Annotated in this window: 20 protein-coding genes; 14 read left to right on the forward strand and 6 right to left on the reverse strand. The window is 48.9% G+C overall.

The features are described from left to right. The first annotated feature begins 90 nt into the window (after positions 1 to 90). The gene (locus tag QOL74_RS03545; protein WP_283408061.1) at positions 91 to 1,824 is read left to right on the forward strand and encodes an ABC transporter ATP-binding protein; all 1,734 of its coding nucleotides are present in this window, start codon (positions 91 to 93) and stop codon (positions 1,822 to 1,824) included. 15 nt (positions 1,825 to 1,839) lie between these two features. Further along, complete coding sequence (locus tag QOL74_RS03550; protein WP_283408062.1) at positions 1,840 to 2,466, forward strand: DJ-1/PfpI family protein; 627 nt, start codon at positions 1,840 to 1,842, stop codon at positions 2,464 to 2,466. Between the two features lie 77 nt (positions 2,467 to 2,543). Here QOL74_RS03550 and cuyB read toward each other — a convergent pair whose 3' ends face one another. The 5 genes from cuyB to QOL74_RS03575 all read right to left on the reverse strand — a co-directional run bounded on the left by cuyB (position 2,544) and on the right by QOL74_RS03575 (position 8,665). Next, positions 2,544 to 3,260 carry a cysteate racemase gene (gene cuyB, locus QOL74_RS03555; RefSeq protein ID WP_283408063.1) on the reverse strand — a complete coding sequence of 239 codons (717 nt, stop codon included), beginning with the start codon at positions 3,258 to 3,260 and terminating at the stop codon, positions 2,544 to 2,546. Between the two features lie 36 nt (positions 3,261 to 3,296). Further along, entirely contained in the window at positions 3,297 to 4,520 is a 1,224-nt protein-coding gene (locus QOL74_RS03560; RefSeq protein WP_346771709.1) for a dicarboxylate/amino acid:cation symporter, read from the reverse strand. A gap of 200 nt (positions 4,521 to 4,720) precedes the next feature. Continuing rightward, positions 4,721 to 5,647 (reverse strand): DNA-binding domain-containing protein, encoded by a 927-nt coding sequence (locus QOL74_RS03565; protein ID WP_283408064.1) that lies wholly within the window; start codon positions 5,645 to 5,647, stop codon positions 4,721 to 4,723. Continuing rightward, positions 5,644 to 6,924 carry an ATP-binding protein gene (locus QOL74_RS03570; RefSeq protein ID WP_283408065.1) on the reverse strand — a complete coding sequence of 427 codons (1,281 nt, stop codon included), beginning with the start codon at positions 6,922 to 6,924 and terminating at the stop codon, positions 5,644 to 5,646. The genes QOL74_RS03565 and QOL74_RS03570 overlap by 4 nt, the downstream gene beginning before the upstream one ends. A 238-nt stretch (positions 6,925 to 7,162) precedes the next feature. Beyond that, a complete protein-coding gene (locus tag QOL74_RS03575) occupies positions 7,163 to 8,665 on the reverse strand; it encodes an NCS2 family permease (protein ID WP_283408066.1) in 1,503 nt (500 codons plus the stop codon). 527 nt (positions 8,666 to 9,192) lie between these two features. On the opposite strand from QOL74_RS03575, the gene QOL74_RS03580 reads away from it, so the two are divergent. Further along, on the forward strand, positions 9,193 to 10,845 hold the full coding sequence (locus tag QOL74_RS03580; RefSeq protein ID WP_283408067.1) for a PucR family transcriptional regulator: 1,653 nt from the start codon (positions 9,193 to 9,195) through the stop codon (positions 10,843 to 10,845). Positions 10,846 to 10,927: 82 nt separating this feature from the next. On the opposite strand, the gene QOL74_RS03585 is transcribed toward QOL74_RS03580, so the two are convergent. Further along, entirely contained in the window at positions 10,928 to 11,620 is a 693-nt protein-coding gene (locus tag QOL74_RS03585) for a cyclase family protein (RefSeq protein WP_283408068.1), read from the reverse strand. A 389-nt stretch (positions 11,621 to 12,009) separates the two neighbouring features. Between QOL74_RS03585 and ftcD the strand changes: the two genes are divergently transcribed. The 11 genes from ftcD (at position 12,010) to QOL74_RS03640 (ending at position 19,797) form a co-directional block, all read left to right on the forward strand. Further along, positions 12,010 to 12,918, forward strand: a complete 909-nt coding sequence (gene ftcD, locus QOL74_RS03590) for a glutamate formimidoyltransferase (RefSeq protein WP_283408069.1) — start codon at positions 12,010 to 12,012, stop codon at positions 12,916 to 12,918. Positions 12,919 to 13,034: 116 nt separating this feature from the next. Then, positions 13,035 to 14,483: a dihydroorotase gene (locus QOL74_RS03595; RefSeq protein ID WP_283408070.1), complete on the forward strand. Its 1,449-nt coding sequence runs from the start codon at positions 13,035 to 13,037 to the stop codon at positions 14,481 to 14,483. A 156-nt stretch (positions 14,484 to 14,639) separates the two neighbouring features. Beyond that, a complete protein-coding gene (locus tag QOL74_RS03600) occupies positions 14,640 to 15,242 on the forward strand; it encodes a cysteine hydrolase family protein (RefSeq protein WP_283408071.1) in 603 nt (200 codons plus the stop codon). Positions 15,243 to 15,338: 96 nt separating this feature from the next. Further along, entirely contained in the window at positions 15,339 to 15,893 is a 555-nt protein-coding gene (locus tag QOL74_RS03605) for a UbiX family flavin prenyltransferase (RefSeq protein WP_283408072.1), read from the forward strand. A 90-nt stretch (positions 15,894 to 15,983) separates the two neighbouring features. Beyond that, a complete protein-coding gene (locus QOL74_RS03610; RefSeq protein ID WP_283408073.1) occupies positions 15,984 to 17,336 on the forward strand; it encodes a UbiD family decarboxylase in 1,353 nt (450 codons plus the stop codon). A gap of 23 nt (positions 17,337 to 17,359) precedes the next feature. Continuing rightward, complete coding sequence (locus QOL74_RS03615) at positions 17,360 to 17,632, forward strand: BMC domain-containing protein (RefSeq protein ID WP_346771710.1); 273 nt, start codon at positions 17,360 to 17,362, stop codon at positions 17,630 to 17,632. Between the two features lie 3 nt (positions 17,633 to 17,635). Then, complete coding sequence (locus QOL74_RS03620; protein WP_283408075.1) at positions 17,636 to 17,926, forward strand: hypothetical protein; 291 nt, start codon at positions 17,636 to 17,638, stop codon at positions 17,924 to 17,926. Positions 17,927 to 17,965: 39 nt separating this feature from the next. Then, positions 17,966 to 18,349 (forward strand): BMC domain-containing protein, encoded by a 384-nt coding sequence (locus QOL74_RS03625; protein WP_430383851.1) that lies wholly within the window; start codon positions 17,966 to 17,968, stop codon positions 18,347 to 18,349. Between the two features lie 30 nt (positions 18,350 to 18,379). Further along, positions 18,380 to 18,658, forward strand: a complete 279-nt coding sequence (locus QOL74_RS03630; RefSeq protein ID WP_283408076.1) for a BMC domain-containing protein — start codon at positions 18,380 to 18,382, stop codon at positions 18,656 to 18,658. 50 nt (positions 18,659 to 18,708) lie between these two features. After that, positions 18,709 to 19,506 carry a hypothetical protein gene (locus tag QOL74_RS03635; protein ID WP_283408077.1) on the forward strand — a complete coding sequence of 266 codons (798 nt, stop codon included), beginning with the start codon at positions 18,709 to 18,711 and terminating at the stop codon, positions 19,504 to 19,506. A 24-nt stretch (positions 19,507 to 19,530) separates the two neighbouring features. Continuing rightward, entirely contained in the window at positions 19,531 to 19,797 is a 267-nt protein-coding gene (locus QOL74_RS03640; protein WP_283408078.1) for a EutN/CcmL family microcompartment protein, read from the forward strand. Positions 19,798 to 19,802 lie beyond the last annotated feature (5 nt).

The raw sequence follows: 19,802 nt of genomic DNA on the forward strand, positions 1-19,802 counted from the left end.
AAATTGTGGTACAATCAATCCGGTCGACTATGCCTTCAACAGGGGCTGATTGCAGTCAGGTTGAGGATTTGAAAAGGAAGGTGACAAACGATGATGCGCAAGTTCATCCGCTATTATCGGCCACATTTACCCTTATTTACCCTTGATTTTGGTTGTGCCCTGATCACGGCTCTTATGGATCTGGTTTTTCCCTTTGTCGTGCGGTTGATGATTGACGAGGTGATTCCCAGCCGCAACTTAAACCTGATTTTTATGATTTCAGGGGGGCTGCTGATCTTTTTCATTATTAGAAGTCTGTTGCAGTACATTGTTGATTACTGGGGACATGTGCTGGGCATTCGCATGGAGTACCATATGCGAAAAGATCTGTTTCAGCATTTACAGAAGCTTTCTTTCAACTATTTTGATAACACGCGTACAGGTCATGTCATGTCCCGGCTGGTAAATGATCTGAATGAAATTTCCGAACTGGCGCACCACGGGCCAGAGGACCTGTTCATTGCGCTGGTGACCCTGACAGGCTCTTTCCTCATCATGCTTTCAATCCACTGGCAGTTAACACTCATCACCTTTATGCTGATTCCTGTGGTGATGACCTTCACCATTCTTAAGAATAAGCGCATGCAGGAAGCATTTCGGAACATGCGGCGCAAGCTGGCGGATATCAATGCCCAGGTGGAAGACAGCATATCCGGCGTGCGGGTGGTGAAGTCTTTTACCAATGAAGCCTATGAAGAAGAAAAGTTCAAGGAAGGTAACGATGGCTTCAGACTCTCCAAAGAAAAAGCACTGAAAGTGATGGCGGAGTTTTTTGCAGGTGTCAACTTTTTCACCAACGCCATCAATCTCCTGGTGATCACCTTCGGAGGGCTTTTTATCTACCAGGGAACCATGACCTTGGGCGAAATGGTGGGATTTTTGCTATACGTTTCCATGTTTCTGCAACCCATGCGAAAGCTGACAATTCTGGTGGAGAACTATCAAAAGGGGATGGCTGGTTTTCACCGGTTTGTGGAGACGCTGGAGCTGGAGCCTGATATAAAAGATGATCCTGATGCGATGGAAATGACTGAAGCGGCGGGTGAAATTGAATTTCACGATGTGACATTCAGCTACAATAATCGGGAACATGTGCTGAATCATATCAGCTTTCGTGTCAGCCCGGGTGAAACGGTGGCGTTGGTAGGGCCTTCCGGTGGTGGAAAAACCACTCTCTGCCACCTGATTCCCCGATTCTATGAAGTGGAAACAGGGGCCATCACCATTGATCAGCGAGATATTCGAAGCTATACGCAGGCTTCGCTGCGAAGGAATATTGGAATTGTGCAGCAGGATGTATTCCTGTTTTCGGGAACGGTGCGTGAGAATATTGCCTATGCCAACCTGAATGCTTCTGAAGATGACATTATCATGGCGGCGCGTCTGGCCAATGCCCATGAGTTTATTACGGGCCTTGAAAAAGGGTATGATACTTATATCGGTGAACGGGGTGTCATGCTGTCAGGCGGGCAGAAACAACGGTTATCCATTGCCCGCATGTTTTTGAAAAATCCACCGATCCTTATTCTTGATGAGGCCACCTCTGCCCTGGATAATGAAACGGAAAAACTGATCCAGCAGTCACTGGCGGCATTATCCAAACAGCGAACCACACTGGTGATAGCTCACCGGCTTGCTACCATCAAGAACGCAGACCGGATCATGGTGCTGACAGATGAAGGCATCGTGGAAGAAGGGACTCATGAGACATTGATGAAGCAGCAGGGAATGTATGCCCGGCTTTACGAAGCCCAGTTCAGCCAGATACCAACAGTTGTGGCATAAACAGGGAAGGAAGTGATGGCAATGACCGCTGCAAAAAAAGCCCAACGGGCAGAAGTGCTGCGTGTTGGCATTTATCTTTTCGATAAGGTGGAGCTTCTGGATTTTGCAGGGCCCTGCGAAGTTTTCTCGGTGACATCGGAGTTGAACCATTTTGGTTTGTTTCAGGTTCTGACTGTCAGCCAGGATGGGCGGCCCATCCAAACCATTCATGGACTTCGGGTCGTGACTGACTATAGTTTTGACAATCATCCTCCCATTGATATTCTGGTGATTCCAGGCGGCGTGGGAACCCGTTCTGAAATAAAAAAAGAGAAAGTGCTTCAATGGATCTCCCGGGTGAATCATCAGGCCAAAATCACCATGTCAGTCTGCTCAGGGGCAGTACTGCTGGGTAAGCTGGGGCTTCTGGACGGTCTTGAAGCAACGACTCATCATGAAGTGCTTGATTTGCTGCAGCAAACAGCACCCCGCGCGCTGGTGATGCCGGAAAAACGATGGACGGACAATGGCCGGGTGATGACATCCGGCGGTATTTCAGCGGGAATTGATCTGAGCCTGCACCTGGTATCCAAATTTTATGGGCAGGAAGTGATGAAGAAAACCATGGCGTATATGGAATATGGCGACTGGCGCACAACATAAATAGATGTAATCATTAAAAAAACACCTTCCACCAGACAAGGGCTTGAACAGCCTGAGTTGGTGGAAGGTGTTTTGATTTAGACTGAAGACAGTGCCAGCATAACAGCTTCCTGTGCCATTAGATCCAGTGGATCAATGACCGGCAAAGGCATGGGATGCCCTTTTAAAACAAGGCCGATTTCGGTGCAACCGGCGATGACGGCATCAGCACCCAATGATTCAAAGCAGGCAATCAGCCGGTTAAGCCGGGTGATAACCGGCCCTGACACGTGTCCGGCTTTAATGCCGGAGGGGCCGTAGATCAGGTCCATCACTTCATGTTGCTGTACATATTCATCCGGGTAAATCAACCGGTCTGCCCCCAGATAGTGCGGGTAAATTTTCGATTGAAGGCTGCCGGTGGTGGCAATTACCGCCACTTTTGTGTAGGCAATTCCCTGATTATCAAGGTAGCGTTGCATTAAATGAAATCCATTCACCACCGGTATTGACAGAGAAAGTTGTACCTGTTCAATGAAATAATGGGCAGTCATGCAGGGAATCAGGATTAAATCAGCCCCGGCCCGTTCCAGATTTTTACCCGTGGCAATCATTGCATCGATCGGGCTTGGGCCTTCACCCAGAATGGCTTTGGTACGATCGGGAATTTTGGGGTTTGAGTCGATAATAATGCGGAGATGCTGGGAATCATTTTTTGCCGGCGTAGCCCTGGTGATGCGTCCGAAAAGATCCCAGGTGGCTTCCGGTCCCATTCCTCCAAGAATTCCGATGATTTTTTCCTTGTTTAACTGCATGACGTCACCTCATGGCTTAATGGGGATGATGGTAAACTAGGCTTCAGAGACAAGATCCAGTTCATTTTCAGTGGCGGCAACCACTACGGCAGCTGAACCGTCGCCAATCACATTGACAGATGTGCGGGCCATATCCAAAATTCGGTCAATACCGGCCACCAGAGCAACGCCATCCAATGGCAGGCCGATGGCTGTCAGTACCAAAGAGAGCATAATCATTCCGGCACCCGGAACTCCTGCAGTTCCAATGGAAGCCAAAGTGGCCGTGACGACAATGGTGCCCATCTGTGCCATTGAAAGCTCGATGCCGTATACCTGTGCAATGAACAGCACGCTGACACCCTGGTAAAGAGCTGTTCCGTCCATATTAATGGTGGCACCCAGGGGAAGAACAAAGCTGGCGACTTTCTGAGAAACACCCAGGTTTTCCCGGACAGATTTGATGGTTACCGGTAATGTGCCGGCGCTGCTGGTGGTACTGAAGGCAGTGATGGCTGCAGGCATAATCCCTTTGAAGAAACGCAGGGGGCTCATATTGGCAAAAATTTTGACAGCACCACTGTACACAATCACAGCATGAAGAATACAGCCAATGTAAACGGCGGCAATTACCTTTGCCAATGGCATCAGAACAGAAAGCCCATGGTTGACCACTACCGGAGTGATCAGGCCGAAAACACCAATGGGAGCATAGGCCATGACATAGGAGGTGACTTTGTACATGATTTCAGCCAGCCCGTCAAAAAAGTCGATGAATACCTGACCTTTCTCTTTGGGGATGGCGTTAAAAGCAACACCAAGGAAGAGGGCGAAGACAATGATCTGAAGCATATTTCCCTGAGCCATGGCGTTGATGGGATTGCGGGGAATGATGTTGAGGAGTGTGTCTGTTAGTGCAGGGGCTTCGTTCACGGCCACTTCGGCATCCACCGGAATTGACAGGCCTGCGCCAGGTTGCAAGATGGCCCCCAGTGAAAGTCCGATGGTAATGGCCACGGCAGTGGTGATAAGGTAGTAGCCAAGGGTTTTACCTCCCATGCGGCCAAGGGTTTTCACATCACCCACACTGGCGGCACCCACAATCAGCGAAGAGAAGACCAGGGGAACAATGATCATCATGATCAGGTTCAGGAAAAGACGTCCCAATGGAGCAATAAAGGTATTCACAAAATCGGGGGACCCTTGCAGCACAATCCCGGCCACCAGACCGGCCACCAAACCCATCATGATTTTTGTAGTAAGACTCATTTTGCCTTTCAATCGAATTCCTCCTTTTCACAATTCCATGAATAATAGCTATTGACAGTATCATGATAACCTTTGCCCGACAAAAACGGACAGAAAGGGACGTAATCCGACAAAAGAGTTGTGAATTTGATGAATATTCAGTGGCGCATACCATAAGATAAATTAATGTGACCCACAATGAAGCCACGCGTATCAAACAGAGAAAGCAGACTTTAATGCTGTTCGGCCAGTAATATCTGTATCCCTTCAACAAACTTCTTCACACTGATTTTGCCGCCGTAGGGGCTTTTACCTTTTTCATGGTCCATTTCCCGACGCACTTCACCAAATTCAAATAAAATGGTGGAGTAACGAATAAAAATATCGTCGTCATAATTATCAATCCCCAGATTCGCCAGGTTTTTCAGCGCGCTTTTTATGGCCCGGCGTACCCGTTGTTCAATGGCTCCCGGGTTTGTGCGAGTGCCCTGCCGCTCTGCGTAAAACTGCTGCAGCATGTGGTAGGCATCGGCAAGACGATAGGAATGATGGCCTGAAGTCGAAGTGGCATCGTCGGACTGATTCATCCAGTATACAATTTCAATTAAATCCTGGCATCCGGCTTCTCCCAAGATCCCAAGGTTTGCCAGGATACGGCGAATGTTTCCCCGCTCATCAGCCGGCAAAGATTTCTCGAACCCCTCTTGCAGAGGAAAACTAGCAGTCTCCGGTCTGGCTTGACGCACATGTTGAATGGCAGATTCAAAAGAATGAAGCATTTTTGTCAGACGATGTTTTTCCATGACATTTTGAATGACGGCGATAACTTCCACCACATTCAGGGGTTTGCTGATAAAAAACTCAATCCCCTGCTGATAAGCACCGGAGATCATTTCTTTTGAGTCAACCTGAGAAATCATAATGAAAGACCCGGAGAAACCCAGTTTTTTCAGAGAAGTCACCACTCCAATCCCGTCAACCTGAGGCATCAGCAGATCGATTAACACAATATCGGGCTGATGATGGATGATTTCGTCAATGGCTGTTTTTCCATTATCGGCAAGACCGGTGACAGTACCAAGGTGATGATGCTCAATAATACTTTTCAGAATCGTGCGAATGCCCCGGTCGTCGTCGGCGATGTAGAAATGGGTTGTCATGGGATGAACACCTCCTGTAGACGGTCAAAGGGAATCATCACGCAGAAAGTAGTTCTCCCCAGTTCGGGATCACTTTCTGCATGGATGTTGCCTCCGAAGTGATTTTCTACAATCTCCTGGGCGTGGCACAGACCGATGCCTGTCGACATGCGGCCGGTAACGGTATCGTATTTGGTGGAGTAACCGGGGATGAAAAGAAGCTCAAGGTCTTCAGGGCGAATTCCCTGACCATTATCAGTGACGCTGAATCTGTAAATGCTGCCCTCCAGACGGCCTTCCACCACGATGCGTCCATACTGCTGGATGGCCTCCACTGCATTGATGATCAGGTTGTTAAGCACTGAAATCAGGGGATAGTATTCGGCTGTGACAAATGGCGTTCGACAGTGAAACTCAAAATGAATATGTAGCTGCCTGTTGGTGCTCAGTTTTTGATAATTTTCCCGTATCAGATCGAAAATTTCCCGGCTGCTCAGGCTGGAACGATCTTCTTCTGCTGAAAGCACCTTCTCCAGTCCGCTGGCCACCCGATAATAGTCCTTTTTAATTTCGTGAATGTTCTTGGCGATGGACAGCACCTGTTCCTTTTGGGGACCTGACTCCAGGTGCCGGTATAGATCATAACTGTCTTTCATTGTATTTTCAATATCTACGATGGATTTTTGAAGAAAAAAGAGTTCGGATTTTAAACTGGAAATAAACATGATCATTTCACGATAGCGATTTTCCTGATAGCTCCGGTCATACCGTTCGATATAATAAAGCGTGGTATTGTAGAGAAAATAGGTCAGTACAGATCGTGCCAGCCCCATTAAGATGATTTGGATCAACACATCGGAGACAATATTGGCAGGCGAAATCAGCTGGCGCAGAGAGAACTCCAGTATATTGGAAAAACTGTCACAGAGCCAGAGAGACAGAATGAAGGAGAGCGGGTGACTGAGTTTTTCCCGAATGGAAAGCAATAAAAACAGGAATCCGTAAGAGATATAAAACGAGACCACGGGAAGATAAGAGCGGAAAATGTCACCAAAATCTGCATCCAGCACTGAAAAATAGTCTACCACACTTCGAAAAAGGGGGATGGTAACGGCAACGGTGCCACATACCAGCATCACCGGCAGTTTTCGAAAATGGATCAATGCAACTGTCAGCACTGCCACCGCCATGGAAAGACGGAAAGTGCCGCCGGTGGGACTCAGATAAATTTGGCCTGAAAAGGTGGTCAGGACAGTGACTAAAATGAGGTTTTCGATATGCTTTCTGTTGAAGACCAATGTAACACCTCCGGAATCTGAGGGATAATATCTTTAAAGCAGCACCGCAGTCGATGGTTACTTTCTCATTATAGCATGGGAAACGACGGTGGTGACAAGTCTCTCAACATATAAAAAACCGGCTGCGCAGTACAGAAGTTCACTGCGGCAGCCGGTTTTAATAAAAGTAACAGGCATTCGGGCATTCTGATTGAAAAGAATCGGGTGAAGAATTTGAGCAAATTGACGAAACTGTTGGTTAGTCTGCCAGCACCGCCGGCGTTTCTTCATCGCCGCCGAAGCGTTTGAAGACCAGGAACATAATGGCCATGATCACATAACCGGCAGCAAACTTATAGTCGTAGAAAAGTGTCAGTCTGGGGGCGTGCATAAAGCCTGTGGCAGCCAGAACAGCTGCAAAGAGGGAGGCATAAGCCGCTTTGGTGTAATCGTTGTCGATGATGTAGACCACGATGGCACCCCAGATGAGACCTGCAAACATGGCACCCTGCCCCAGAGGAACAATTCCGGTGGAGATGTTGGCCACCACTTCCCCTGCAGCGTTGTTAAAGCGAGACATGATATAGTTGGCCAGGTAGGGGAACATGGCGATAACCACTGCAGGGAAATGGCGCTGTGGAACAGCGGCGAAAGTCTGTGCCACCATGGAAATACCCACAAATACCAGGATGGGAGCAATGACTGGAACCGGGATAATTTCTGAAATAGCGGCAACAATTCCAAAGAGGGAAGCGATCATGAAGACGCCGCCATTGAGAATGGAGTAACCACGACCGGCATTCATCCATTTGGAACCAACAGAGGCAATGTAGACAGTGGTGGGGAAAACGCCGCCGAAAAGACTGCCCAGCATAATACCGCAGCCGTCAACCAGCATACATTCCCTGGCGCTGTAATCATCGCCGGCAGAAGCCATGGCTTCCACATTATTCATGGTTTCAATAAAGTTGTAGATGGAGATGGGGAGCAAAACAGCAACAAGACCAACCATGGGGCCCAGCAGGAATCTGAATCCTTCAATGAACCCAAGAGTGGGCAGGAACGGGTAAACACCAACGGTACCCATGCCTTCAGCGATGCGGCTCATTTCAACTTCACCCAGGCTGTAAGCCAGCACAGTACCAATTACGATGGCAAATAAAGAGGCAGGAAGCTTGAAAGGCATGGCTTTTCTTGCAATAAGGCCGACAATGATAATGGCCAATACGGTGAAGCCGATCATGGGCATTTCGTGAACATTGAAGAAGAGTTCACCACCGATAAAGGCAAAGGCAACACCGGCCAGCGCACCCAGCATAGATGCCCGGGGGAGGGTTTTACGCACCCAGTTTCCAATAAAACTGCCAACCACTTCTACAACGCCGCCAAAGAAACAGGCAGCCAGACCAATGCGCCAGGCCACTTCGGGATCGCCGGTGAATGCCAGGGCAGGTCCCATGACGCCAAAAAGATACACAAACATAACAGGCGTACTGATCCCGTACGAAAGAGCGGTGACGTTGGTTCGACCCTCTTTCTGGGCTAAACGGTTTGCCATATAAGCATAGTAAACATTCCCAAAGAGAACCGAAACAGCAGCGCCGGGAATAACGCGTCCATAGACAATGCTGGTGGGGTAACCCATGCCAATAAGCGCGACAGCAATCAGTACGAAGTTTGCCAGGTTGTTTTGAAACAAAGCAAAAAAGCCGTCAATGTCTTCTTTTTTAAACCATGGATAATTGACTTTTTGTTCAGTCATGCAGATGCCTCCTTAGTTATGATTGATGAGTGCTTCCGTGCATGTGATTCAAGAATGCCCGTTTGTCTGATGAATCTGCCTGAAAAATGGTCTGTTGGGTTTCGGGCCTCCTTTCTCGGCTGAGAGTGATTGATCTGAAGCGGTGTTCATCCTACAAGCAAGAGACGAACACTTGCTGCTGATTATACCGTAAATTTCGATTAAATGACAAGAACTCCTTTGTGAAGCTTCAACAAATTCAAAATTAACTGATCATTTAAAAGGGAGTATAATGACGAAAACAAGCATGAAAGTTTGGGTTAATATCCACATGTCGCGTTGGGAAAACGTTATCCGTATCGATGGCGCCACCTTGTAAATAATACACAAAGGATTCACAAAAAATAACTTTAAGCTATAATAGATTTAAATGGGATTCCCACAAAAAACAATGTTAGTGGTATATTCAATGGAGAAGCAAGTTGACAAGGACCTGTCAATGCAGAAAATAAGCATGGACTTGACAGTTGAGAGGGGAGAAGTATCCGGTGAGAAGACAGAATGGCATTTCCATCGAAGATGTGATGAAGATGGAATGCATGAAAAAATGCAGACTGATTGCCGGTTTTGGCGGTATTCGCAACACGGTGTCCAAGGTGAACATCATGGCTGATCCCGATGTGCTGGAGTGGGTTGAAGCGGGAGAACTGCTTCTCACCACCGCCTACTCATTTAAGCAAGACGATATCGGGGAACAAAAGCAGCTTGTTAAAAAGTCGGCGGAAATGGGACTGGCCGGGCTGGGTATCAAAATACAGCCCTACCTGAAAGAACTGCACCCGGAAATTATTCAAATGGCCAACGTGTTGAACTTTCCCATTATTGAGTTACATGATGCCATCCCTTTCTCTGAAATTATGACGCCGATTTTTCAGGAGATCTTTAACAAGCAGGCTTCATTGCTGAAACGAATAGAAAAAATCCATGAACAGCTGATGCATGTGATGCTCAGCGGAGGAGATTTAAAAGCCATCATCGGTATTGTGACAGACAATGTGCGGAATCCCGTGGTGGTGAAACTGGAATCACATGATGAATGGCTTGCAGAATGGGCAACTGCAACACCTGAAATGCAGGAAGCTCTTACAGAAAATGCCCGTCAGTTTCTAAAGCAGGCAGAGCAGCGGGGTGATCGCAATCGGTTTTCAGAAAATATGGTCACACTGATGCAACAGCGCATACGACGCATGGTGATGCCGATCGTAGTGAAAAACAGGGTAACCGGATACTTGATGACCTGGGCGGTGGGAACACCTTTGGGAGGTTTTGATCTGTCGGTTCTGGAATCCGCGTCCACCACCATAGCGTTGGAAGTATTGAAACAGCTTTCGGTTATGGATGTTGAAAACCGATATCGGACAGAGTTTTTTGAAGACCTGATTTCCATGGATGATACCCGGAAAAAGAAAGCCGTTGAAAAAGCATCTCTTTTTCATTTGAACCCCACGGATCATTATCTTGTGGTTGTGATAAAAATTGACCGTGCACCGGAAGGATTAACTGACGAAGTGTTTCAAAAAATGAGCTGGATTACGCAGGAAACAGACGCTTATCTTCGTGATACGCAACTGCACGCCCTGGTGATTTCCAAAACAGACAGCCTGAATGTCATTTTTACTTCGGCAGATAAAAAACTTTTAAATGAGCACGTGGCCACATACAGCCGGCAGTTGCTGGCCCGAAAGCCCAAAAAACTGATGGATATTGGTTTTAGAGTGGGTATTGGGCGCTGTTATCAACAATTGGAGCAGGTGGACAAAAGTTACACAGATGCGGTGAAAGCGATTCAGCATGGCCCGTTGATAGGAGAAACAGAAGTTGTTTATTTTGAGCAGCTGGGTATCTATAAAATCTTATGCCATCCCAGCCTGAAAGAGGAGCTGGAGCGTTTTTATCAGGCGGTACTGATGCCCTTGGTCAGATATGATGAGAAAAAATCCACTGAGCTGGTGAAAACACTGGAAGTCTATTACCAGCAGGGTGGAAACTTGCGCAAAACAGCAGAGGTGCTGTTCACTCACTACAACACGACGCTGTACCGGATGGAGAGCATCCAGCGCATCACCGGAATGGATCTGAACCATCATAAAGACCGGCTTAATCTTGAGGTGGCCCTGAAAGTGAAAAAACTGCTGGAATAGCAAGCAAAATAAAAGACCTCTCATAAGACGGTGAGGACTGTCTGACGGGAGGTCTTCAAATGTGGTCAAAAGGTGGTGCGAGTTACTCTTCAATCAGGGCAACAGCCCGAATGGGCGACCCGGATCCGTCCCGAATGCGCAGGGGAAGGCCCATGTACAAAAAGCGGCGATTTACCACCAGATGAAGATTGCACAGATTTTCAGTGTTGGTGATATCATACTCACCACACACCAGGTGGCCCGAGAAATCGGTATCTTCAGGATGATCAATGGCAGGTGCGTCAACACCAATGTTCACCACCCCCTGCTCTGCCAGCCACTTGGCACCTTCGTAGTTCAGGCCGCTGTAGGTGGTCTGCCAGTGTTCAGTTCCGAAATAACGGTCAAAGTGGCCGGTGTAAAGCAACACAATATCGCCGCGCTGAATGCTTTGGCCGGATTTTTTAACAGCCTCCTGAAGTTCTCTGGGCCCCATGTGCTGGCGGGGAGTGATATGGGTCAGGTCAATGCAAATGGCACTGCCCCAGAAATGTGTGAGGGGCATGTTGTCGATGGTGGCGCCGCTGGGCTTGTATTCCCAGACGGCATCGGAGTGGGTGCCGCCGTGCTCGCTGATGAGCAGATTGCGCGCAGAAAATCCAAGTGTTTTGCTGCCGGTTGCCTGCTGATTATCCTCGTGAGTCATGTTGGTCATAATGAATGTTGGCTGGTGCATGGGAAAGACAGACATGCCCTGAAAGATTTCCTGAGAAAGATCAATAAGCTTTAATGCCATTTCGAGTCCTCCTTTATCATCATCAAGGTGCTTTTGATCATCAGTATACCCAAGTGGCTGTCAAATGACAACGTGCATGTCTGCAATATGATTAGCCAAAAAAAGAACCGGGTAAAAACCATCTGAGAGGGGTGCTTTCATTGCCGCTGGAATAACCTGGCACTTGCACACAGATTCTAAAAACCGACAAAAAAGCAGGTCGTTAGCATATATACACAAAATGACAACGTTATCATTAGCGTCGAAGGCGATAAATTTGTTAATAAATCACAAAGGATTTTGTCAAAATCTGTTGAAAAATAGGATATGATAGTAAGTGAAGAAATAAGACAGCTCTGTTAACAAACAAATACTGTTTACAGGCAAAGAATGTTGAAGGAGGCGTGTCCATGTCTGCTGAGAAACAATATGTACTGGCAGTACCGAATTTTAGCGAAGGCCGCAGAAAAGAAGTTATTGAAGCGGTGGCGGCACCACTGAAAAATCGCACAGGTGTGACGCTGGTCAGTGTTGAACCTGAACATGATTTCAACCGAACAGTCATCACAGTCATCGGCGAACCGGAGCCATTGAAAGAAGCTTTGCTGGAAATGGCAGGCAAGAGCTATGAACTCATTAACATGGAAGAACAACAGGGCAGTCATCCCCGTATTGGAGCGCAGGATACCATTCCACTTTTTCCTTTCAAGAATATCAGCCTGGAAGCCTGCACCCAGATGGCAGAGGAAATTGGGCAGGCGGTGTATGAGCGCTACCAGGTGCCGGTGTTTTTTTCCGGACAAAATGCCCGGAACGAAGATCGAAAGGCGCTGTCATTCATTCGAAAAGGGCAGTATGAAGGCCTGAAAGAAGTGGCCCATACAGATGAGCGCAAGCCGGATATCGGACCTGCTGCTTTGCATCCCACAGCCGGAGCCACCATCGTCAGTGCCGACACCGAAGGATTGACAGCCTACAACGTGTTCCTGGCTACAGAAGACCTGGCGATTGCCAAAGAAATTGCCAAGGGAGTCAGAGGGCCCAGCGGCGGGTTTTCCACCGTGCGTGCCGTGGGCATCAAGTTTCCCGAACGATCCGGTGTGGTGGTATCCATGAACATGTTCGACTGTGGCGCAACCCCTCTTTACCGCACCTTCAACTTTGTTAAACAGGAAGCGGCCCGATACGGGGTGGCGGTGACCGGCTCAGAGCTGGTGGGCCCGGTGAAGCTGGACTACCTATTGAACTCACTGGAGTTTTACCTGGGGCTGGAAGGTTTCCGAAAAGAACAGATTCTGGAAACGCATCTGATGAAATAACCCTGCATAGTACTCCTGTGAAAATGACGCATGCCCGGTGCGCTTGCCCATCTCAGGGCACCGGTTGACCTCGATTCATCAACCAAAATATTCACCAATACCAAGGAGGTAAACTTATGAAAGCTGATGTTGTTGTCAAGAACGCCCGTATTCCACAGGGAGATGACACTGTATTAACCAATATTCTTGTCGTGGATGAGAAAATTGCAGGTTTTGTCACTGATCTGGAAGGTGTCGAGTATGACCGTGAAATTGATGCCATGGGTCACCTGACCATTCCCGGCTGCTTCGATTCCCACACCCACTTCATGGACCCGGGTTTTGAACACCGTGAAAATTTCCTTACCGGCACTTCATCTGCAGCTGCTGGCGGTCTGACCACCATCATGGACATGCCCTGCTGCTCAAAGCCTTCAGTGAGAAGTATTCCAGAGTTGGAAAGCAAACTGAACCGAATTAAAGACAAGGCAGTCATTGACTTTGCCTTCTGGGGCGGCGTAACCGGTGAAGACATTCGCGCAGGCAAGTATGATATTGTGAAAGAGCAGGCTGACTATGGTGTATGCGCTTTTAAAGTATATATGACTCCCTCCGTACCCACCTATGAACGGGTGACTGATCCTGAAATGCTGGAAGCCTTCAGACTGGTTGCTGAAACAGGTCTTGTGGTGGGGATTCATGCAGAGAACTATGCCATGTGCGATTATTTTGTGAAAAAGTTCAAAGAAGAAGGCCGCACCGATGGTCCCGCATGGGCTGAAGCGCGTCTTGAGCTGGCCGAAAAAGCAGCTATTCAGCTGGGAATCAGCTTTGCAGAAGAGACTGGAGCTCGTCTCCACATTGTTCACATGAGCACCGGCATTGGTGCCAAGCTGGTGGGCGAAGCCAAGCAAAAAGGGCTTGATGTGACTTCGGAAACATGCCCCCACTACCTGATGCTGAACTACCAGGAAGCCATGACAGAACACCGGCAGTTTGCCAAAATTGCACCGCCTCTTCGCACTAAAAAAGATAACGAAGAGTTGTGGGAAGGTCTGCGAAATGGCAGTGTTGACTTTATGGGAACCGACCATGCGCCTTACGAAATCGCCACTGAAAAAGAAGGGATTGTGGATGGCGTTGAACTGGATATCTGGAACTCTTTCCCGGGAATTCCAGGAGTGGAAACATTGGTACCCATCATGGTCAGTGAAGGCTATAACAAGGGCCGCCTGAGCCTCAGCAGACTGGTGGAAGTACTCAGTACCAGTGCAGCCAAGCAATACGGTCTTTACCCTAAAAAAGGCGCCATGCACATCGGGTCCGATGCTGACTTTACCATCATTGACCTGGACAAGGAATGGACCATTGACCAGAAAGAAACCTACTCCATGGCCAAATACAATCCCCTTCATGGCATCAAACTGAAAGGAAAACCTTTCAAAACCGTTGTACGCGGCACCGTGGTTTATGAAGACGGCAAAGGCATTGTTGGCAAGCCTGGTTATGGCCAGTTTGTCAAACGTCAAAGCATTCAAAAGCTGCCCCGCGCCATCAACTTTACCGGAGTGGATTTCAGATCCTAAACATTAACATTCTTATTAAGAGAAGCATGAAATATAAGTACTGATTGAGGGGACGGCGGTGGCCTTGTGGAGCAGCCGTCCCAATCAGTCAAATCATGATTGGTGCAGTTGAGAATGAACAGCAATCAAGCGTCTTATATTAAAGGAGGAAAACAAATGCCAAGACATGCCATTTTAGTCATTGATATGTTAAATGATTTTGTGGGAGAAAAAGCACCGTTGCGCTGCCCAGGCGGCGATGACATCATTGAACCACTGCAGAAGGTTTTCAAATGGGTACGTGCCCGCAAGGATGATGAGGTGCATCTGGTGCATATTCAGGAAGCTCACCGCAAGAATGACGCCGACTTTAAAGTGCGTCCGGTACACGCAGTGGACGGTACCTGGGGTTCTGATTTTATTCCGGAGCTTTACCCTGAAGGTGACGAGTATATTGTGAAGAAGCGGCGTCACAGCGGCTTTGCCCACACCGATCTGGACCTTTATTTAAAAGAAGAGAAAATTGATACCGTTGTGGTAACAGGTGTATGGACAAACGTTTGTGTGCGCAGTACTGCCACCGATGCCCTGGCCAATGCTTATAAAGTGATCACCCTCAGCGACGGATGCGCTTCCAAAACAGAGGCAATGCATGAACATGGCCTGGTGGATCTCAGCATTTTCACAAAAGTGATGACCATCGATGAGTACATTGATGCCTGGGAAAAGGGAGAAGATCCATGGCTGGGTGGCGGCGACGCCGAAAACAAAGTAGAATAGAAATGAAAGGCTGCTGATAATGAGGCAGCTCAAAAGGATGAATGCTGTCTTATTAATGGCAGCATTCATTGAAATTGGAAGGATGTGGCGCAACCCATGAAAATCATTGTCGGTATTTCCGGCGGCAGCTGTGCCATCTATGGCGTTGCGTTGCTGCAGGTTATGAAACAGCTTGACATTGAGAGTCATCTGGTGGTTTCCACCATGGGGGAGCATGTGGTGAACCATGAGTGCGGCATGAGTCTTGACGAGCTGAAACAACTGGCGACAGTGACCCATGACAACAAGGATCTGGCGGCACCTATTTCCAGTGGTTCGTTTCGAACGGACGGAATGGTGATTATTCCCTGCTCCATGAGGACGCTGGCCGCCGTAGCCAATGGCATCTCGGACAATCTGCTCACCCGGGCTGCAGACGTGGTCATGAAGGAAAAGCGAAAGCTGGTGGTGGTTCCCCGGGAAACACCCCTCAGTGTGATCCATCTGGAAAATATGCTGAAGCTGGCCCGTATGGGAGTGACTGTTCTTCCTGCATCACCCGGGTTTTATCATCACCCGGCAAATCTTGAGGATATTATTGCCATCATGGTGGGCCGCACCCTTGATCAGCTGGGCATTGATCATCAGTTGTTCAGGAGATGGGGAACCTGATTGAAAAGGGCTTCAGAAAGCGACGTGCTGTGGTATAATAAAGCAATCAAATACAGCGGGTGAAGGAAACCCGCAGAAAGGAGGGAGTGGATGGAAAGACAAATGCTCAGAGCAACCCTGGAAGCCTTTCGAAAGAGGGGCGACCTGAAGGTATGCCAGACGGAAGTTGACCCGATATTTGAGCTGGGAGCTGTTTTGAAGTACTATCGGAACGAGGTTCCCATTCTTTTTGAGCGCATCAAAGGTTATCAAATGCCGGTGGCGGGTGCCATTTTTGGTGAAAGAAGCGCTTACTACGACCTTATGGGGATGACACCTGAAAATCGCCTCTTTAAAATGATGGCATCGGTGGCCAACCCACAGCCAACCCGACTGCTTCCCAATGGACCGGTGAAAGAGAATATTGTCACCAGTCGCATCGATCTGCAGCGCATGTTCCCAATTCCCAAGTTTCATGAAGATGATTCTTCCACCTACCTCACATCTGGAATCGTGGTGCTGAAAGATCCGGAAACCGGCCAAACCCATATTTCTGTGCGAAGACTCCAGATCAATGGTGGTAATGAAGTGAGCGTGTTGGTGGCGTCGCCCCTGGCCCAACGCCAGTACGCCCAGATGGAAGCTCAGAATCGACCATTGGAAATTGCCATCGTGCTGGGGTATGATCACACCCTTTTACTGGCTTCGCAGATCAGCAGCGAAGTTTATGGTGTTGATAAATATCAGGTTGACAGTGCCATGCGGGGAGAACCCTTGGAATTGGTGAAATGTCACAGTGTCGATCTGGAAGTGCCTGCTTATGCTGAAATTGTGCTGGAAGGCATTATGCCGCCACATAAACGCAAACCAGAAGGCCCCTTCGGAGAGCTTATGGGATACTATGGCGGCGTGGGTCCCCATCCGGTGGCAGAAATAAAGACGGTGATGCACCGAAATCAGGCGATTTTCCTGACGGCTTTCCCATGTCGTGAAGAACACCTTTCCAACGGCCTGATCAGGGAGATGGAGCTTTACAACGCTGTTAAACTGATGGCTGATGTGGCAGATGTTAACGTGACCGTTTCAGGAGGCTGTCGTTTTCATGCAGTGGTGGCGATTCGCAACGCACGGCCAGGTCAGGCAAAGAGTGCCATCCTGGCGGCACTGGGGAGTAACAAAGACTTGAAGCATGTGGTCATTGTGGATGATGATGTGAACATTTACAGTCATGATGATGTGGAAGCAGCCATCGCCACCCGGTTCCAGGCCTCGCGAGATCTGGTGGTGATCCCCGATGCCATCGGGTCAGGGTTGGACCCATCCAACAGCCTGCGGGGTGTTACCGATAAAATGGGATTGGACGCCACCCGGCCAACGGATGAAAACGGGCAACGATTCCATCGGGCAGTGATTCCGGGATATGAAAAGATCGATATCAGCCGATATTTTCCGGGTGAAAACTAACGTGAAGGATGGAGATGGTAGTAATGCAAGCATTGGGCTTTGTAGAAACCAGAAGTCTGGTCGCCGCCCTTCAGGCAGCAGATACCATGGTCAAATCGGCTGATGTCAGAATTGCCGACTTCAATTTTGTCGGTTCGGGCATTGTGGCGGTTATTGTGGAAGGCGAAGTGGCGGCTGTGCAGGCAGCGGTGGATAACGGCCGGCTTGAGGCGGAAAAACTGGCTGAAGTTATCGCATACAATGTGATCGCCCGCCCCCATGATGAAGTGGCTGTGATGATGGAGCAGGAGGCGTAAAAAATGGCAAACCCACTGGCAAGACAAGTATTGAATCACATGGCTCAAAAAGCTGGCGAGACTGGTGTTGCTCATGCTGCCCCAGGTGGGACATCGACACTGCCTCAGGCTCCTGTTCAGCTTAATCCGCATGAGGAAAAACTGATGATGGATTTGATTCACCTGCGGCAGACACTTTACCCCGGCAAAAAAAGGCAGGCATCTCAGAGCCGTCGTGATGAGCCGATGAATGACAGGGTATCAGGTCAGAAACTGGTCTCGCTGTCAGAACTGGCAGGCAAAAATAGCCGTTGAACTGAGGTATTACCAGAAGTCATGAAAGGGGGGCAATAGATGAACTCAGCATTGGGACTGATTGAAGCCATTGGGCTGACATCTGCCATGACCGCCGTTGATGCCGCCTGCAAAGCGGCAGACATTAAGTTCATCGGTTATGAAAAGATCATTGGAGCAGGAGCGGCCATTTCGGTGACGGTGCATTTTGCCGGTGAAGTCGCGGCCGTTCAGGCAGGGGTGGCAGCAGGGGTGGCGGCTGCTCTTAAATCGGGACGCGTGCTGTCTCACCACGTCATTCCCCGGCCCCATGAAGAAGTGGATAAGCTTATTGAATGGTTCAGGCAGGAAAAAAAGGATGCGCTTCAATCAACACCGGCCAGTGATCCCGCAAAGGGTGACAAAGCCGAAACGGTTAAAAATCAACGTACAAAAACCAAGTGATCCAATGGATCCGGAACAGGAGGAAAGAAAATGAGTCAAGCATTGGGTTTAGTTGAAACAAAAGGATTGGTAGGAGCCATCGAGGCAGCGGACGCCATGGTGAAAGCAGCAAGTGTCACCATTGAAGGGTATGAGAAAATTGGTTTTGGACTGGTCACCGTTATGGTGCGTGGTGATGTGGGTGCGGTAAAAGCAGCAACAGATGCCGGCGCCGAAGCAGCGCGAGCTGTTGGTGAGCTTCATTCCGTTCATGTCATTCCACGACCCCATTCTGAAGTGGAGCGGGTTATCCTTAAAAAGTCGGAATAGCCATTGCATGAATGCATGAATGGTGCCCGTCCCCATAGGAGGGATAATCCATGAATCAGAGAAATCAAACACAACAAATTCTTGCACATTTATCAGGTCATGTGGGTAAGTTGCCTGGCAAAACAACGGATGCTGTCTTGCAGCCGGCGCGCAGCCGCTCATTACAGGAACCCAGGCTGTTGGCTGTTTTTGCAGGCAACCCCATTGGGTTGGAGCAGGCAGTTCAATCCCTGGCCAGCTGGAAGAAAAAGGGATATACCTATGACGTTGCTTTTTCGGCAAACGCAGAGGCACTGATGCAATCAGATGCCATTCTCAGAGCATTGCAGCCGATTCAGGTGATCCATCGCGATATGCAGGAACTGAAACACTACACACTGAATCACCTGTCGGGCGTCCTTGTGCCGCAGATCACCCACAACACAGCTCGAAAACTGGTTCAGGGCATACAGGACGGACTGGTGCCCAACCTGCTGTGGCAGGCGTTGTGGGATGGAATTCCTGTTTACTTGAATCTGGAAAGCCTGACCACCTACCATGGCAGACCCACACAAAACCAGGCAATGAACCGCATCATGAAACAAACCATCAGTTCATTGAAGGAAATGGGTGTGCGGGAGATGGGCCAGTTTTCTGGAGACAAGACTGAAAGAGTGGCAGCAGGAAAGGACTCGCCAGACGTGATCAACCGTGATCAAATGGCAGGCGCGGTTCAAGTGATTACCGAGAAAGATGTGCTGACACATGCCGCAGGAGCCACGTTGATGGTGGAGGCGGCAGCCATTGTGACACCGCTGGCTCGGGACACAGCAGCGGCAAGAGGAGTACGGCTCGTTCGAAAAACTTAAGGCAGTCGGCAAGGAGAGAAAAACATGCGTATTGGAAAAATCATCGGTACTGTAACGGCAACCAGAAAAGATGAGCGCCTGACCGGATGCAAACTGATGTTAACCCAGCCTCTAAATGACGGCCAGCCAGCTGGTGACCCGCTGGTGGCGGTGGATACCGTTGGGGCAGGCATTGGTGAAATCGTGCTGTTTGCCACTGGTGCTGCCTCCCGCCATGCTGCCAACCGGCAACAGTCGCCCATTGATGCTGCTATTGTCGGAATCATAGATTCGATTGATCTGGCCAAATAGGCCGT

The sequence above is a fragment of the Anoxynatronum buryatiense genome (genome assembly GCF_900182905.1).
GTDB lineage: Bacteria > Bacillota > Clostridia > Peptostreptococcales > Tindalliaceae > Anoxynatronum > Anoxynatronum buryatiense.